General features: G+C 63.8%; 18 protein-coding genes and 4 tRNA genes. 15 read left to right on the forward strand and 7 right to left on the reverse strand.

Translation table 11 applies throughout. The features are described 5' to 3' along the window. The first annotated feature begins 83 nt into the window (after positions 1-83). Both ACSC1Y_RS10190 and ACSC1Y_RS10195 read left to right on the forward strand, forming a co-directional pair. Positions 84-2,015: an ABC transporter ATP-binding protein gene (locus tag ACSC1Y_RS10190; protein WP_435334737.1), complete on the forward strand. Its 1,932-nt coding sequence runs from the start codon at positions 84-86 to the stop codon at positions 2,013-2,015. A 96-nt stretch (positions 2,016-2,111) separates the two neighbouring features. Continuing rightward, a complete protein-coding gene (locus ACSC1Y_RS10195) occupies positions 2,112-2,531 on the forward strand; it encodes a hypothetical protein (protein WP_435334738.1) in 420 nt (139 codons plus the stop codon). A 1-nt stretch (position 2,532) separates the two neighbouring features. Here the strand turns inward: ACSC1Y_RS10195 and ACSC1Y_RS10200 are convergent, their stop codons facing one another. Then, on the reverse strand, positions 2,533-2,748 hold the full coding sequence (locus tag ACSC1Y_RS10200) for a DUF7511 domain-containing protein (RefSeq protein WP_435334739.1): 216 nt from the start codon (positions 2,746-2,748) through the stop codon (positions 2,533-2,535). A gap of 309 nt (positions 2,749-3,057) precedes the next feature. On the opposite strand from ACSC1Y_RS10200, the gene ACSC1Y_RS10205 reads away from it, so the two are divergent. Both ACSC1Y_RS10205 and ACSC1Y_RS10210 read left to right on the forward strand, forming a co-directional pair. After that, positions 3,058-3,252 carry a DUF7501 family protein gene (locus ACSC1Y_RS10205; RefSeq protein WP_435334740.1) on the forward strand — a complete coding sequence of 65 codons (195 nt, stop codon included), beginning with the start codon at positions 3,058-3,060 and terminating at the stop codon, positions 3,250-3,252. A 63-nt stretch (positions 3,253-3,315) separates the two neighbouring features. Next, positions 3,316-4,038, forward strand: coding sequence for a creatininase family protein (locus tag ACSC1Y_RS10210; RefSeq protein ID WP_435334741.1), 723 nt, complete (start codon positions 3,316-3,318; stop codon positions 4,036-4,038). A gap of 26 nt (positions 4,039-4,064) precedes the next feature. Here the strand turns inward: ACSC1Y_RS10210 and ACSC1Y_RS10215 are convergent, their stop codons facing one another. The 3 genes from ACSC1Y_RS10215 to ACSC1Y_RS10225 form a co-directional block, all read right to left on the reverse strand. After that, a complete protein-coding gene (locus tag ACSC1Y_RS10215; protein ID WP_435334742.1) occupies positions 4,065-4,550 on the reverse strand; it encodes a DUF5790 family protein in 486 nt (161 codons plus the stop codon). Between the two features lie 153 nt (positions 4,551-4,703). Further along, a complete protein-coding gene (locus ACSC1Y_RS10220) occupies positions 4,704-5,054 on the reverse strand; it encodes a dihydroneopterin aldolase family protein (protein ID WP_435334743.1) in 351 nt (116 codons plus the stop codon). A gap of 120 nt (positions 5,055-5,174) precedes the next feature. Then, positions 5,175-6,164 carry a WD40/YVTN/BNR-like repeat-containing protein gene (locus tag ACSC1Y_RS10225; RefSeq protein ID WP_435334744.1) on the reverse strand — a complete coding sequence of 330 codons (990 nt, stop codon included), beginning with the start codon at positions 6,162-6,164 and terminating at the stop codon, positions 5,175-5,177. 124 nt (positions 6,165-6,288) lie between these two features. Between ACSC1Y_RS10225 and azf the strand changes: the two genes are divergently transcribed. After that, the gene (azf, locus tag ACSC1Y_RS10230; protein WP_435334745.1) at positions 6,289-7,041 is read left to right on the forward strand and encodes an NAD-dependent glucose-6-phosphate dehydrogenase Azf; all 753 of its coding nucleotides are present in this window, start codon (positions 6,289-6,291) and stop codon (positions 7,039-7,041) included. Positions 7,042-7,071: 30 nt separating this feature from the next. Here azf and ACSC1Y_RS10235 read toward each other — a convergent pair whose 3' ends face one another. Beyond that, on the reverse strand, positions 7,072-7,686 hold the full coding sequence (locus ACSC1Y_RS10235; protein ID WP_435334746.1) for a DUF309 domain-containing protein: 615 nt from the start codon (positions 7,684-7,686) through the stop codon (positions 7,072-7,074). A gap of 211 nt (positions 7,687-7,897) precedes the next feature. On the opposite strand from ACSC1Y_RS10235, the gene ACSC1Y_RS10240 reads away from it, so the two are divergent. Beyond that, complete coding sequence (locus ACSC1Y_RS10240; RefSeq protein WP_435334747.1) at positions 7,898-8,122, forward strand: DUF7564 family protein; 225 nt, start codon at positions 7,898-7,900, stop codon at positions 8,120-8,122. A 157-nt stretch (positions 8,123-8,279) separates the two neighbouring features. On the opposite strand, the gene ACSC1Y_RS10245 is transcribed toward ACSC1Y_RS10240, so the two are convergent. Further along, positions 8,280-8,352, reverse strand: a tRNA-Arg gene (locus tag ACSC1Y_RS10245). A gap of 156 nt (positions 8,353-8,508) precedes the next feature. On the opposite strand from ACSC1Y_RS10245, the gene ACSC1Y_RS10250 reads away from it, so the two are divergent. The 4 genes from ACSC1Y_RS10250 (at position 8,509) to ACSC1Y_RS10265 (ending at position 12,126) form a co-directional block, all read left to right on the forward strand. Then, positions 8,509-9,006, forward strand: coding sequence for a hypothetical protein (locus tag ACSC1Y_RS10250; protein WP_435334748.1), 498 nt, complete (start codon positions 8,509-8,511; stop codon positions 9,004-9,006). A gap of 134 nt (positions 9,007-9,140) precedes the next feature. Continuing rightward, positions 9,141-10,601 carry a single-stranded DNA binding protein gene (locus tag ACSC1Y_RS10255; RefSeq protein ID WP_435334749.1) on the forward strand — a complete coding sequence of 487 codons (1,461 nt, stop codon included), beginning with the start codon at positions 9,141-9,143 and terminating at the stop codon, positions 10,599-10,601. Positions 10,602-10,679: 78 nt separating this feature from the next. Next, entirely contained in the window at positions 10,680-11,111 is a 432-nt protein-coding gene (locus ACSC1Y_RS10260) for a histone family protein (RefSeq protein WP_435334750.1), read from the forward strand. A gap of 1 nt (position 11,112) precedes the next feature. After that, positions 11,113-12,126 carry a histone deacetylase family protein gene (locus ACSC1Y_RS10265; RefSeq protein ID WP_435334751.1) on the forward strand — a complete coding sequence of 338 codons (1,014 nt, stop codon included), beginning with the start codon at positions 11,113-11,115 and terminating at the stop codon, positions 12,124-12,126. Here ACSC1Y_RS10265 and cca read toward each other — a convergent pair. Next, a complete protein-coding gene (cca, locus tag ACSC1Y_RS10270) occupies positions 12,105-13,460 on the reverse strand; it encodes a CCA tRNA nucleotidyltransferase (RefSeq protein ID WP_435334752.1) in 1,356 nt (451 codons plus the stop codon). The two genes, ACSC1Y_RS10265 and cca, sit on opposite strands and share 22 nt — an antisense overlap. A 128-nt stretch (positions 13,461-13,588) precedes the next feature. On the opposite strand from cca, the gene ACSC1Y_RS10275 reads away from it, so the two are divergent. From ACSC1Y_RS10275 to ACSC1Y_RS10295, 5 genes are all read left to right on the forward strand, one after another. Beyond that, positions 13,589-13,661 (forward strand) — tRNA-Asn (locus ACSC1Y_RS10275). Positions 13,662-13,935: 274 nt separating this feature from the next. After that, a tRNA-Ile gene (locus ACSC1Y_RS10280) sits at positions 13,936-14,011 on the forward strand. 391 nt (positions 14,012-14,402) lie between these two features. Further along, complete coding sequence (locus tag ACSC1Y_RS10285) at positions 14,403-14,909, forward strand: GNAT family N-acetyltransferase (RefSeq protein WP_435334753.1); 507 nt, start codon at positions 14,403-14,405, stop codon at positions 14,907-14,909. A gap of 86 nt (positions 14,910-14,995) precedes the next feature. Then, positions 14,996-15,069: transfer RNA gene (locus tag ACSC1Y_RS10290), tRNA-Phe, on the forward strand. A gap of 257 nt (positions 15,070-15,326) precedes the next feature. Further along, a complete protein-coding gene (locus tag ACSC1Y_RS10295; protein ID WP_435334754.1) occupies positions 15,327-16,106 on the forward strand; it encodes a hypothetical protein in 780 nt (259 codons plus the stop codon).

Raw genomic sequence — 16,106 nt, forward strand, 5'->3', positions numbered from 1 at the left:
CCTCCAGTCGAGACCTCACTTGGCGGCCGTGGTATTTCGATTCGTAACAAGTCTTTTCACCTCGACTCCCTAGCAACACAGCAATGGACATTCCCGGTGAAGACGACGACCCGTTCGAAGAACAGCGCGAGCAGGCGGACAACGCCATGAAGCGACTGTTCTTCGAGTACGGGTCCCGGAACAAGTTCGCGTTCGTCGTCGGGCTGGTCTCAAGCGTCGTGGCCAGGCTGTTGGACCTCATCCCGACGGTCGTGCTCACGCTGGCCATCGACGCGACGCTCCGTGGCGACCGGGCTTTCAGTATCCCGTTCGTCCCGCAGTCGTGGCTGCCGCAGGACACACCCGGACAGCTCGCCCTGTCCGCTGCCCTCATCGCGTTCGGTTTCTTCGGCGGCGCCGCATTCCACTGGACGCGCAACTGGGGCTGGAACTCCTTCGCCCAGCACATCCAGCACGACATCCGGACCGACACGTACGACAAGATGCAGCGGCTCAACATGGACTTCTTCGCCGACAAGCAGACCGGCGAGATGATGTCCATCCTCTCGAACGACGTCAACCGTCTCGAACGGTTCCTCAACGAGGGCATGAACTCCGCGTTCCGGCTCTCGGTGATGGTACTCGGAATCGCGGGTATCCTCTTCTACTGGAACTGGCAGCTCGCACTGGTGACGACGACGGTCGTCCCGCTCATCGGACTGTTCACCTACAAGTTCGTCCAGACCATCCAGCCGAAGTACGCCGACGTCCGGTCGTCGGTCGGGAAGCTGAACTCGCGACTGGAGAACAACCTCGGCGGCGTGCAGGTCATCAAGACCTCGAACACCGAGGACTTCGAGTCCGACCGTGTCGACGACGTCTCGCACGATTACTTCGACGCGAACTGGGACGCTATCGACACTCGAATCAAGTTCTTCCCCGCGCTTCGCGTGCTCGCGGGCGTCGGCTTCGTCGTCACCTTCTTCATCGGCGGCACGTGGGCTCTGGCGACGGCCAACGGCCAGCCCGCCCCGTGGTTCTTCACCGGTAACCTCTCTATCGGCGAGTTCGTCGGGTTCATCCTCCTCTCCCAGCAGTTCATCTGGCCGATGGCCCAGTTCGGGATGATCATCAACATGCTCCAGCGGGCACAGGCCTCTGCCGAGCGCATCTTCGGGTTGATGGACGAACCCTCGCGCATCGAGGAGGACCCAGACGCGGACGACCTCGTGGTCGAAGACGGACACGTGGTCTACGACGGCGTGACCTTCGGATACGACGAGGAAGAGACCATCGTCGAGGACATCTCGTTCGAGGTCGACGGCGGCGAGACGCTCGCACTCGTGGGGCCGACCGGAGCCGGCAAGTCCACCGTTCTGAAGCTCCTGCTCCGGATGTACGACGTGGACGAGGGCGCCATCGAAATCGACGGGCAGGACCTCCGCGACGTGACCATCCCGAGTCTGCGTCGACGCATCGGCTACGTCTCGCAGGACACGTTCCTGTTCTACGGGACCGTCGAGGAGAACATCACCTACGGCACCTTCGACGCCTCCCGTGAGGCGGTCGTCGAGGCCGCCAAGATGGCCGAGGCACACGATTTCATCCAGAACCTGCCCGACGGCTACGATACCGAGGTCGGCGAGCGTGGAGTGAAGCTCTCGGGTGGCCAGCGACAGCGCCTCTCCATCGCCCGTGCCATCCTCAAGGACCCGGACATCCTCGTCCTCGACGAGGCGACCTCCGACGTCGACACGGAGACCGAGATGCTCATCCAGCGCTCCATCGACGAGCTCGCCGCCGAGAGGACCACATTCGCCATCGCTCACCGGCTGTCGACAATCAAGGACGCCGACCAGATACTCGTCCTGGAGGACGGTCGCATCGCGGAAGCGGGGACCCACGCAGAACTGCTCGAGAACGACGACCTCTACGCGCATCTCTGGGGCGTACAGGCCGGCGAGATCGACGAGTTGCCCGAGGAGTTCATCGAACGAGCCCAGCAACGTCAGGCCCGGACCGAACTCGACGACTGACGGCGACGTCTCGGATCAGTTCTCTCCTGCGGTCTTCGGTCGGTCGGCGACGGGTCGGCAAGAACACCTATCGTGAGCGGTTTCGTAGCCCTTGGCGTGCCGATACGCAACGAGTCCCGCCTCGTCTCGTTCGACGCTGATAGCGCGGTTCGTACCGCCCGGAAGACCGCGCAGGGAACGGTCTACTCAGTCGTCGAATACACGGTCGAGGACTTCCATCCGCTCTACGTCGCAGACGAGACGATCGCGATGTACAAGGATCGCGAACAGATGGCGACGCACTTCAAGAAGATACACACGCACGTCCACATGGACCTGCTGGAGGCGAACACGCTCGTCGGGAACCTGTTCCCGATGGCGAACCGAGTCGAGCACATCACGACCGCGATGGACTACCTGAAGCTGTTCAGGCTGTACAGGGACGACGAAGCGGTGTTCCTCGCGCTCGGTCCGGAGGAGCCGGTCGAGCCGCTCGTGCGCGCGATGCGGCCGCACGTCGACCAAACGACTCGATGAGTCAGCACCACTCCTCGAGGTCGACGACGGCGTTCTCGTCGGCCGTGAGCCAGGTCGTGACGAGTTCGTCCTCGTCGACGTCACTGGGGTAGACGGTGACCTCCGCACCACGGGGGGTCGGCTCGACGACCGTCTCGAGTTCCTGTTTCTCGGTTTCGGCCGGTCCTGGCTGCCGTTCACCTGCGGCGTTCGTGTCGTGGAGGGTATCGTTCGTCATGGGTGGGGCCGTCGCCACGTTCTGTGGTATACCAGAACCTTCGGCCACTTAGTATAAAAACCAGGGCCTATCTACTCGCGCAAAATCGCAAGAGGGCGGGATGCATCTCGGAAATTCGGGACCCCAATATCCTTGGGCCGCGAGCCAAGACGGTTCCCGGTGTCGGTACAGTCGAGTCGTTCCTCTGTGATGCCCGCCCGGTCGTAGACCGGAGAGCGGACGCGCTCTCTAGGGTAATATAAGGTATTGCCCCATATCCTAATACATTAGTGGCCACATTGATATGTGGTGCTTTCGAACAGCTATAGTATGTCACAGGCCACAGACTCTGCCCCGACGCCGACGTGGAGCGACCCGAACACCTGTCCGTTCTGCGATGCGGCGCTCACCGACCCCGGTGCGGGATTCATCGACCACCTGGACGAGAGCGACCATTGTGACGCCGGATTCGAGCTGTGGCGCAGCCACGTCACGGACGATATCGGCGGTGGCTGGTCCGGGTGAACAGGCGGCCTCTCTTCTGACGACAACGGTGTGCTGATTAGCGATGCGGCCGTCGGCCGAAGCATGCAGCTCACCGAAGCCACGTGGACGGACGTCCGTGACGTGGAGAGCGACACCGCGATACTGCCCGTCGGCAGCACCGAGCAACACGGGCCCCACGCGCCGCTCGGGACGGACGCGATGAGTGCCGCGGAGATCGCCGCCCGCGCGGCCGACGAGTACGACGGCGACGGCGAACTCGTCGTCGCGCCTGTCGTCAACGTCGGCGTCGCGGAGGAACACCGGCAGTTCGACGGGACGCTCTGGGTCTCGACGGACACCTTCCGCGCGTACGTCCGCGAGACGATAGAGAGCCTCGCGCACCACGGCTTCGAACACGTCGTAGTCGTCAACGGCCACGGGGGCAACGCGGCGGCGGTCCGCGAGGTCTGTGCTCGCATCACTCGCGACGAGACTGCGTACGCGGTGCCGTACACCTGGTTCGACACGGTCGATTCGGACCTACTCGCCGGACTCGGCCACGGCGGTCCCATCGAGACGAGCGTCGTCCAGGCCATCGACGCGGGGCTGATTCACGAGGACAGGTACCAGGAGGCCGCAGCCGGCGCTGGCGAACGGTTCGGCGAGTGGATATCCGGCGTCAACGTCGCGTACGACTTCGCCGAGTTCGCAGAGAGCGGCAACGTCGGCGACCCGAGTTCGGCGAGCGCAGAGCGAGGAGAGGCCGTGCTCGACGACGCAGTAGAGAAGTTGCTCGTCCTCATCGAGCGGATTCGAGCGCGGTAGGCCATCTCGGTAGCGGGGCGGCCCGTTCAGTCGTCTGCGGTCGCGTCGTCGGCCGCGGCGTCTTCCTCGTCAGCGGCGGCCTCTGCTTCGTCGTCGCTCTCGTCTGCGTCTTCTTCGGCCGCGGCACCCGCTTCCTCGAGCGTGCTCCGCAGGCCGGGGATGGTCGCGGTGAGTTCACCGACCTGCTCGCTGGCCGAGCCGATGTCCTCGATGACGGACTCGAGGTCCTCGATCTCCGCCTCGAGATCGTCCGCGTCCTCGAAGGCATCGGCCCGCTGGCCCATCATGAACCACTTCTTCGCGTCGCGAAGGTGGTCCTGAGCGTCGCCCACGTCGAGTGCCGAGCGGAGACCGTTGAGCACGCCGAGGACGTTCCCGGCATCGGTCTCCCAGACGTCGTCGGCGTCGGGCAGTTCCGCCCACGCTTTCTCGAGAGACGCCTCGACGTCCGCTCGCATCTCGGTGGCCGCCTCGCCGAACAGGTCGTCGTCTTGCAGGGTGGATTGGCTCATGGCTACCGATTAGGACGGGGGAAGGTTAAGTACCTGCCTGAAAGTGAAAGTGAAATCAGCTACCTCGGACCGTCTCCCCCGAGTATAGCGAAGGGAAATCGAAAGGATTCAAGGGAAATCGAAAGGATTCCGTTCGGTGACGGCAGCCCGACCTCACTCACCCTCGACCGAGTCGACGCGCATCATCGGGTAGTCGCCGTCCATCGCCATGCTCGTCCGTACCGTCGTTCCCTCGTACTGGATGGTCATCTCGACGTCCGCGAATCGGCCGGTGAACTCGGTGTACTCGGCCGACTGCCCGGCGAGTTCCTCACTGATTCGGTCGGTCCGCATCGTGACCTGCACGTCGGCGCAGAACGGCTGGTTCTCGATTGCCTCCTCCATCGCTCGGCCGAGGCTCGACGCGCTCTCGGGACTGACAGGCGTGCCAGCGAACTGGTGGTACAGCGTTCCGAACTTGATGCCCGCCTCGAAACAGGCCGTCTCACGCTCCGTGGGCGTCATGGTCGTGTGCTGGGAACGAAAGAGGAAGGCCGTTCGGGTTTCGGTCTCGTTTCCGGTGTGGTGATGGGACGTGACCGGTGACTCTCGAGATCTCCAGGGAACGACTGTCGAGACGTGTCGTCACGGGAGCGAGACCGCGTCCACGGTCCGTATCCGCGGGAGCGTCGGCCCGATCTCCTCCCACGTGGCACCCCGGTCCGGACTGACGACGAGCCGCCAGTCGTAGGCCCGTTGGGTGGAGTGAAAGAGCACACACTTCGACTCTGGGTGAGTGTCGAGACAGTTGCAGCCGTCGACGTCCGTCGGGGGAATCACCCCGGCACTCGTCCAGGTCCGTCCACCGTCGTCACTCGACCAGATGCCGGTATCGGTCTCGCCGGTCTCGTGCATCCCGTCGAAGTAGAGCCGGCCGTCGATGCCCCGTACGAGTTCCTCGACGCACATCTCCTCGAACCGGGAGAGGGTGTGCCAGTCGGACAGGTCGGACAGCTCCGCCCAGTACAGGCCACCGGTCGACCCGTTCGCCGTTCCGGCCGTGACCAGCGCTCGTCCGTCGACGATGGCCGTGTCGTGTGCGTCGACTCCCGGCAATGCGTCGTCCCACGTCTCGCCACCGTCGGTCGAGAAGACCACGGCGCCCTGTTCGACGGCGGCGACGACGGTCTCGCCCTCGACGCTCACGCCGTGGACGTGGCCCGCCTGGAACGGGTCGTGACCGAAGCTCCAGTCGTCTCGCGAGGGGAGGCCGTCGAGGTCGGCGACCTGCTCGAATCCTTCCCCGGGCCGGCCGTAGTACAGTCCCGGTGGTTCGGTCCCCACGAACACGGCGTCCGGGTCCGTGGGGTCCCGGGTGACGCCCCACACCCACTCGTCCCCGAAACCGACCTGTCGGGCTCTGTCACCGGCTCGGGTCGTCCGATGGAGGCCCGACCCACGCAGGCCACAGCCGACCATGGCGACCGCAGGGTCCTCCGGGTGGACCGACACCTCGCGAACCGTCTCTCCGGCGAGCGAGCGACCGACGCGGTCGACGCCGTCGTCAGCGACGTCGAGAACGAACAGTCCGTCGTCTGTGCCGACGTAGACGCGACAGGATGGGGGTGCCTCCATGTGAGGGGGGTTAGCACAGTGGCCGAAAGTACGCCCTGCTTGGATACACATGCCGCCCGCGACGCGGCTGGTTCCGGCACAGAACCGTATCCTACTTACCATCCCCTACCGTTTCATCGACCGAATGGACGACCCCGTACTGCTCACCGGCGCAAGCGGCCACGTCGGCACCGCGATACTTGGCGACCTCGCGGACGAGTACGAGTGGCGGTTGCTCGACCGTGACCCACCGACGAACGAGGCGGAGTATCCGGGCGACTTCTACGTCGCCGACATCACGGACGAGGACGCGGTTCGCGAGGCCGTCGACGGCTGTGGCGCCGTCATCCATCTCGCGGGTGACCCCCGCCCGTCGGCACCCTGGAACTCGGTGCTCAACAACAACATCGACGGGACCCACGCGGTCCTCCAGGCCGCGGTCGACGCCGGCGTCGAGAAGGTCGTCTTCGCCTCCTCGAACCACGCAGTCGGGGCGTACGAGACCGACGAACGGACCCCGGAGATGTACCGTCCCGACGACGACTTCCGGCTCGACGGGACCGAACTTCCCCGCCCGAAGAACGTCTACGGCGTCAGTAAGGCGGCAGGCGAGACGCTCGGGCGCTACTTCTACGACATGCACGACCTCTCGTTCGCCGCGGTCCGCATCGGCAACCTGACCAAGGGTCACCCGCCCGAGGACTACGAGCGAGGCCAGGCGATGTGGCTCTCCTACCGTGACTGTGCGCACCTGTTCGACTGCTGTCTCAGGGCCGACTACGAGTACGAGATCGTCTACGGCATCTCCGACAACGACCGCAAGTACTACTCCATCGACCGCGCCCGCGAGGTGCTGGGCTACGACCCGCAGGACAACTCGGCGGAGTTCGCCGAGTAACCGGTAACACCATCCTACCTGAGCGACCGCTTACCCGAACAGACCGTCGACGTCGCTCTCTCTATGTTCGCGCTTCGAGACGTGTCCGTCGAGCCGCTGGTAGACGAGGTCGCGGTTCTCGGGGTCGCTCGCGAAGTCGAAGACGAGTGGGACGAACGGGCCGCCAGCCTCCGTCGCGATGTCCTCCCGTGCGAACTCGATGGCAGCCTCGACCACCGATTCGTCGTACGGCCCTGCCCCGGCGTACACCCGAGCGGCGACGGCCGCCGCCGGGAAGTCGAGGTCGTCGAGCGTGACCGTCTCTCCACAGTGTGTGAGCTTCGGAAGAGCTCGCCGGTCGACCACCTCGGGGTCCCCGTACAGCTCCCGGAGGATACGGCGTGTCCGTGCTACGTCCACCCCGCGGTAGCCGTCCGGTAGGTCCTGGAGGTACGTCGACGCGCTCTTCGCGAGACCGACACAGCCCTCCCAGTTCCGCTCGCGAGCGTGGTGGAACGCCGCGGTGAACTGGATGAGACCGTGCAGCAACCGTTCGTCATCGGTCCCGTCGTCCAGCTCGAGCCAGTGGTCCTCCCAGGCATCGTGTGCCTCGTGGACGTCGCCCGCGTTGAATATCGCGAGCCCAGCCCGCAGGTGGTCGTCCATGTCACCCAGTCTGGGGCATGTCCTCAAAAGACTGTCTGCTCAGGCGCACTATTGAGTCCCCGCATACTCGATTCCCTCGCGAAACAGGCTTACGACGGGGATACCTGCTCCCCGCTAGGCTTACATCACTTGCTACCATATTGATAGACACGAGAGAACATACGACACACAGCACACGGCGGGTGTGGCGCTCTTGGGGGGAGGACACTACATGGAGAACAGGCGAACGTGCATCGCGTGCGGCACGCGATTCCAGCTGACCGGCAAGTACCACGGCAACTACTGCAGCGAATGCCACGACGAGTGGCTCGACGTCCAGCGTGACCGGCCGTCGACCCCGCGCCCGCTCCCGCCGACACGTGGTCGTCGCGCGCCCTGGCCGGCCGACGAGCCGTCCGAGTCCCCTGACGACGAGTCAGATACACTCGAGGAGTGAGGGAACCGTACTGTCGGCGTGCCTGCGCTGGGTATGTTCGTCTTATTGATCGACGGTGTAGCCGTCGGCTTCGTTGTCGGTGACGAAGTGAGCGTCCTGACGGAGTCTCACACGAGTGTAACGAGTGTGAGGCACGTCAGGTCGCGAACAAAGTGAGCGTCCTGACGGAGATTTGAACTCCGGTCCCTGGCTCCGCAAGCCAAGAGGATAGTCCACTACCCTATCAGGACTCATCTCTACGTACCGCCGACTGCAATAAGAGGGTTACGATGTGTTCGTCCAGCGATGGCTGGGGGCACGACCCACGCCGTCTGGTAACATCCCAAACTAAAAACTCCTTTTCACCGTGGGCAAGGGTTTAGAAATAAGGGGGCGTTGATGGAGGTATGAATCGACGGACCCTGCTCAAACGGACGGCTGCCCTCGCTGCGACCGGCGCCCTCGCGGGTTGTGTCGCCGACTCTCCGGGTGCTGGCGGTGACGGAACGGAAGATAGAGGAGACGGAACCGACGCACCGACCGAGACCGAGAAGCCGACGCCGACGCTCGACTCGAAGTCCATCGAGACGACCAAGACCGGTTGCGGGAGCGGTGACGACGCCAGTGTCTCCTTCGGAAACAGCGACGTCGCCGTGGATGGGAGCATCCGGGCACCGACGCCGTGTCACGAGGCGACGATCGCGGACGCCACGTTCGACGCCAGCTCGGGGACGCTCACCGTCACGGTCGGCCTCTCAGAGAAGAACAGCGACGCGTGTGCACAGTGTATCGGCGCGATAGAGTACTCGGCGTCGCTGGCGTTCGCCAACGGGCTCCCGTCGGAGGTCGTCGTCGAACACCAGCGCGAGGGTGAGAGCGCGACGGTCACGACGAAATCACGCTAACGTTTCTATAGGAGAGAGCGGCAAACGGCGGTGATGTTCCAGTTCAGACACCAACCGAAATCGATAGCCGAGAGCCACTTCTCTCGCCAAGGACAACGCTTAAGCGCGCCCATTCCCTGCGGAATGATACGATTATGGGCGCGATAGAGGACGTCTACGAAGACCTCGAAGCCGACGAGGTCACACTGGAGGAGTTCCGCGAGGCGGTCGAGGCGAAGGTCGAGCAGATGGGGGGGCTCGCCGACGACGAGACGGCGGCGATGCTCATCGCTCACGAGCTCGAGGACAAGGAGGTCAACGGCATCGCCGACATCGACCCCGGGATGCAGGAGGCCAAGTTCATCGCGAAGGTCGTCTCCATCGGCGAAGTCAGAACCTTCGAGCGCGACGGGGACGACCCGGACGGCCGCGTCGTCAACGTCGAGGTCGCCGACGAGACCGCGACGGTCCGCCTCTCGTTCTGGGACGAGAAAGCCGAGGCCGTGACCGAAGAGCTCGAGATCGGGCAGGTCCTTCGCGTGAAGGGCCGCCCGAAGGAGGGCTACAACGGTATCGAGGTCAACGTCGACGAGGTCGAGGTCGACGAGGACGCCGAGGTCGACGTCGAGATCCGCGACTCCTACCGCATCGACGACCTCTCGCTCGGTCTCTCCGACGTGAACCTGAAGGGTCGCGTCCTCGACACCGAGCCGGTCCGCACCTTCGACCGCGACGACGGCTCCGAGGGCAAGGTGTCGAACCTCGTGCTTGGTGACCCGACCGGGCGCCTGCGTGTCACCATGTGGGACGGGCAGGCCGACACGGCTGAGAACCTGGACACCGGGGTCTCAGTCGAGGTCGTCGACGGCTACGTCCGCGAGCGGGACGGCCAGCTCGAACTCCACGTCGGCGAGCGCGGTGCGATCGAGGAGCTCGACGAGACGGTCGAGTACGAGCCGGAGAGCACGCCCATCGAGACGCTCGAAATCGGCCAGACGGTCGATATCGCGGGCGTCATCCGTTCCGCCGACCCGAAGCGAACCTTCGACCGCGACGATGGCTCCGAGGGGCAGGTCAGGAACGTCCGCGTGCAGGACGACACGGGCGACATCCGCGTGGCGATGTGGGGCGAGAAGGCGGACTACGATATCGGCCCGGGCGACCGCGTCGCCTTCGCCGACGTCGAGATACAGGACGGCTGGCAGGACGACCTCGAAGCGTCCGCCGGCTGGCGTTCGAGCGTGACCGTCCTCGACGACGACGCCGACGTCGGCTCCAGCACCGACGCCGGGTCAGACGACGCAGGCGAGTCGCAGGAGACGACCGGGCTGGACGCCTTCAGCGGCGACGGCGACGGTGGCGCGAGCAGTAGTGACAGCACCCGCTCGTCGACGCAGACCACCTCCGCCGGTTCGTCCGGTGGCGCGACCGCGACCCTGCAGGAGGAAGCCGTTGAGTTCACCGGAACCGTCGTCCAGGCGGGCAACCCGGTCATCCTCGACAACGGTGAAGAGACGATGAGTGTCGAGACCACCGCGGACGTCCACCTCGGTCAGGAAGTCACCGCGCGAGGGACCGTCTCCGACGGAACCCTTCACGCGGACGACGTGTTCTGAGCCGGCCTGCTCTCTTTTCGCGGGTGATGACGGCGTCTACGGAAAACTACAAAGGGCCAGGCTGACTGGGTTTCGGGTATGAGCGTTGAGCTACCGTTCGCCCCGGTGGACTCCATCATTCGACGGAACGCTGGCGACCTCCGTGTCAGTCAGGACGCTGCGGAGGAGCTCGCCCGTCGGATCCAGTCTCACGGTGCGGTCCTCGCGGAGGACGCTGCCGAGGCTGCCACGGCGGACGGCCGGAAGACGTTGATGGCGTCGGACTTCGGTGTCGAGGCGACCATCGACAAGGACGAACTGGAGTTGCCCGTCGCCCCGGTCGACCGAATCGCGCGCCTGAACATCGACGACTCCTACCGCGTCTCGATGGACGCCCGGGTCGCACTCGCCGACATCCTCGAGGACTACGCCGACAACGTCGCGGCCGCCGCGGCGAAGCTCGCGCGCCACGCAGACCGACGAACCATCAAGGGTGAGGACATCGAGACGTACTTCTCCCTGTTCGAATGAGATGAGATTCGGTTACAGCCCACGCTGTCTCGACCACGACACTGGCCCCAGGCATCCAGAGACGCCGGACCGGCTCCGCGCCATCCGCGAGGGGCTCAAGCGGAAACACGGGGTCGAGTACGTCGACACCGAACCGGTGGCCGTCTCGTCCGTCGAAGCAGTCCACGACGCCGAGTACGTCGAATCGCTACGCGAGTTCTGTGCGGACGGCGGCGGCGACTGGGACCCCGACACCACGGCCGTCGAGGACTCCTGGGACGCCATCCTCCAGAGCGCCGGTCTCGCTCAGTGGGCAGCCACCGAAGCACTGGACGGTGAACAGGGTCGGGACACCCCGTTCGCACTCGGCCGCCCACCGGGGCACCACGCTGTCTACGACGACGCGATGGGCTTCTGCTTCGTCAACAACGTCGCCGTCGCGGCCCAGTACGCTCTCGACGAACGTGACACCGAACGGGTCGCCATCGTCGACTGGGACGTCCACCACGGTAACGGTACCCAGGACATCTTCTACGACCGCGGCGACGTGTTCTTCTCGTCGATTCACGAGGAGGGCCTCTACCCCGGTACTGGTACGGTCTCGGAGACAGGCGAGGGCGACGGCGAAGGGGCGACGATGAACGTCCCGCTCCCCGCCGGCGCCGGGACGGCAGATTACCTCTCGGTGTTCGAAGAGTGCATCGAGCCGGCCATCGAGCGGTTCGACGCCGACCTGTTGCTCGTCAGCGCCGGCTTCGACGCCCACCGCCACGACCCAATCTCTCGGATGCGGGTCTCCTCGGAGGGATACGCGCTGTTCACCGACCGGCTGCGAGACCTCTGCGACCGCGTCGGGATGCCTATCGCGTTCGTTCTAGAGGGCGGGTACGGCCTCGACGTACTCGCGGAGGGCGTCACGATGGTCCATGAGACCTTCGACGGCCGCCAGCCCATCGACCCGGACGAAGAGACCTCGGACAGCGTCCGCGAGAGAATCGCCGAGGTCAGTTCGACTCACGGCCTCGGCGAGAAGTAGTCCGCCAGCTCGGTTCCGAACTCTCCTGCCAGTTTCGCGACCTCCTCGCCGACGAGTACCTCGTATCCATCGCGGAGCCGCTGTTCGACCTGGACGCCGAGTGCGACGTCGAACAGGCGCACGGAGTCCAGCAGGTCCGCAGGCGTCCGGATTTCGCGCTCACGTTCGACCACGTACCGGTCGCCGTCGACGAACGGACCGTAGTCGTCCGAACCCGCGTACTTCTCGTAGAAACCGGCCGCGTGCTGCCGAACGTAGACCGGCGGCCCCTCGTGGCGCTCGATAGCCGGTCGCTCGGCGACCGCGCACTCGACGAACAGCACGGCCGTCTCGTCGGCGAACGCCCGCCAGCGGAGCGGGTCGAAGCCGCGCCGGTCGAGTTCGCTCGCGACACCTCTGAGCGAGCGCCGAAGCTGGGGCCAGAGCTGGTCGTCGACCACGTCCGGGGGCGTAAACCGGACCGCGACAGGTGTCGTCCCCCGTCGCTCGACGTGCTCCCTGACCGTGGCGGCGTCCAGCGGGTCGAGGGGAGCCGGGAAGAACTGGTCGGGTGCCGGGTCCGACAGCAGCACTCGCGCGTGATGTTGGAGCCGTGCGACGTTCCGGGCAGCGAGAACCGCCGCGACGTTGCGCTCCGGGTCGGTCGGGTCGATGACGACGAGCGGGTCGTCGAACTCTCTGGCGGCGTGTCCCTCGGGGTCGTGGTGGACCGGCGGCTGCCAGTCCGCGGCGGCCTTCACGAACTCCCGGAAGCCGCCGTACGCCAGTATCAGAAGCTCGGTGAGGTAGCCGGAGAACCCTTCGGTCCGGAGGTCACTGCCGTAGATGCCGATGCCCTTCAGGAACTGCTTCGCCACGCGGACGTCCGCGGCCAGCTCGTCGTCGAGGTGTTCGAGCAGGTACTCGTTGTGGAACGGCGTCCGGTCGACGGCGGACTGGATGTCCGTCGCCTCGGGCACCCGGAAACAGGGGACGAGGTCGACGTCGAAGCCGTCGTACTCGCCTTTGATGTACGGATGCTCGGCGTACTCTTCGTGGCCGTTGGGGAGGACCTCGCGCCCGACCGCCAGTCCGTACTCCTCTAGCGTCTCACGGTCGATATCCGACGGGAACCGCACGAAAACGTCGATGTCCCGGTCGCCGGATATCCACGTCCCCCGGGCGGTCGACCCGACCTGCATCACGTCCGCTCCCTCGCTGTACGTCGCGACCGCCGATTCCACCCGGGCGACCAGCTCGTCGGCCACCTCGCCGAGTCGGCGGCGCTCCTCGGACGAGGGGTCGACCCGCTCGCGAACCGCAGAAACCGTCTCCTCGAACGCGTCGTCGCTCATGCTCGTCGGCTAGCGGCGCCCCGGTGAAAGGGTATCGATGGTCGGTGCGCGAGAGGATACCGTGAAACACCGCCGCCGTAAAGCGAAAGTCTCTTTATAATCGCCCGGGCTATCTGTAACTGCAGTAAGCCGTCATAGCTCAGTTGGTAGAGCACCACGCTGTTAACGTGGTGGTCCCAGGTTCGAGCCCTGGTGACGGCGCTGAACGAGTTCAGCGCCCTGCCGGATGTAATCCGGCAACGGCGTAAAATCGCTTCGCGATTTTCCGTCCCGCCGGACGTAGTCCGGCGACGTGCGGAAGACGCAAAGCGTCTTCCGCGCCCACGAGAACGCTTCGCGTTCTCGGGACGGCGCTTCTGGAATTTCCTACCTGTGAAGAGCCATCGCTTCGTGGCTCCCACACGTCGATTCTCGGACACCGCCGACGTGCCGGTTCGTCATATCTATAAGGAATCGGGTGAAACCAGCAGATGCTGGGCCCTTAGCTTAGTCTGGTTCAAAGCCCCCGGCTCATAACCGGGTGATCGCTGGTTCGAATCCGGCAGGGCCCATCGATTCTGCGAGTCGCAAACGCGACGAGCGAATCGTCGACTCATACGGATCCGAAGCAGGGAGCGACAGCGACCGAGGTTCGAATCCGGCAGGGCCGATCAGTTCTTCGCCGAAGCCAGAACGGACGACGAAGCCCCACTCTATCCAGTTCGAGAACACGACGAACACCCACCTTTCGCCTACAACAGCGACCGGAGCACTCGCAGCGGGAACGTCACGACCGCGATGACCAGGTCGATAGCCTGTCGAGCGATTGATCGGAGTGTTCGGAGCATTACGACTCGAGCTTCGAGCGTCCAGCAGTTGCTGTGATAGCTTTCACTCGCAAGCGATTCATGAGGGTGGGTGAGCGGCGTCACTCTTTTCGTACTCCCCTCCAAGGGTTCGGGCATGACCGAGGTCACCATCCGCTCTGCCGCCCTCGACGACGTCCCCGGTATACAGCGAGTGGCCCGGGAGAGCTGGCACGCCGCTCACGACCATATTCTGGACCCGGCAGCCGTCGACCGGCAGGTCGACGAGTGGTACGCGACCGACCCGGTCACGGAGCGGGTAACGATGACGGACGTACACGTGTTCGTCGCCGACGCCGACGACGTGGTCGGCTTCGCGTCGGGCGTGGCCGCGAACCGGGCCGACCACGGCGAGCTGGCCGAACTGGCGACCATCTACGTTCACCCGGACTGGTGGGGTGAGCGGGTCGGAAGTCGGTTACTCGAACGCGTCGAGGACGAGATGCGCGAGCGGGGCTTCTCGGAGCTGTCTATCACCGTGCTCTCCGAGAATCAGGTCGGGCTCTCGTTCTACAGGAAACACGGCTACGAGGTCGTCTCAGAGACGGAGACCGGCCTCGCGGGACAGACGGTCCGTGAGTGCGAGCTTCGAGGCTCGCTCTGAGTCGCAGACGGCGGTGTGGTACGTGCCACCGGAGCCGCGTCACATCGAAATCCTTTTTTGTCTCATCGGCGGAGTGTGGAGTGTAAGCCGCCTTAGCTCAGACTGGGAGAGCACTCGACTGAAGATCGAGCTGTCCCCGGTTCAAATCCGGGAGGCGGCATCTTTCTTCCGTACGGACCACATTGACCGTATAGCGCCACGTTTCGGCAGATAACCCGCTACTTTCGCATGGAGATTTGAACCGGGTACCGGACGCGCCGCGTCACCCTCTGGTATTCCGTATTATAATACGTCTTCAATGATTATTATAATTTTGATTCGGCATATGTTTCGCTGGTCTTAGTTACGCCACGCAATGTATGGCACTTTGATTCAGAAGAGTAACGGTATCTCAGGAATGGCAAACCAAACAAGCATATGATTAAGCGACTGACTTTCGGTCGGAATGTCTCTTTCGCCGCTGAGGTTGCAGTTGCGACTATACCTCTTTTCTTTGCATCCACCCTTCAGACACCTCCTCAGCTATTTGTCGGGTTAGATGGGGGATTTCTCGCTACCATCGCAGTACTTGCTTCGATTTTCAGCTTCGGAATGTCATTTGTCGCCCTCACAAAGGTCGGCCAATCCACCTACTCGCCGAAACTCCACGAACGAGGATATATACTAACATCTGCAGTGGTGTACTACTTGCTTTCCGTATTGATAACTTATCTCGGATATCTCTTACTTGTGTACCCATACGCCGGGGAAATTGTTCCAAAAACCAACGACATCTTCGCAGGCATAGTCATCAGTTCACTATATCTGATAGCCCTATCAGGAGTTAATGTCCTCACTATTTGGTCGCTTGAAAGAGAGAGGCAAAAAGAGGAAACAGTCTCTGAATTCCTCCGAGTGACAGAGAACCTTCGAGAAGCCGACTTGGGTGAAGCCAGTGAACTTGGGGCTACTACGCTTGCTTTGGGTAGAGAGATTGAGGAAGAACTGAGAAAAGAACCGATGAGGGACACAATAGGACTTCACACATCTCTCAGACAGTGGTTAGATGAGTTCCAGCAACTAACTGCTTCAGACCAACGAAGAATGGTTGGATGGACTTCCGGGAGTCACGAGAACCGCAGCAAACACTGGAACTCCCACTACACGACCTATACAGAAATTCGCAAGGAATTAAGTAAACTGGAAATGTCATCATAG

Source organism: Haloarchaeobius lipolyticus (assembly GCF_051208015.1).
Taxonomy (GTDB): Archaea; Halobacteriota; Halobacteria; order Halobacteriales; family Natrialbaceae; genus Haloarchaeobius.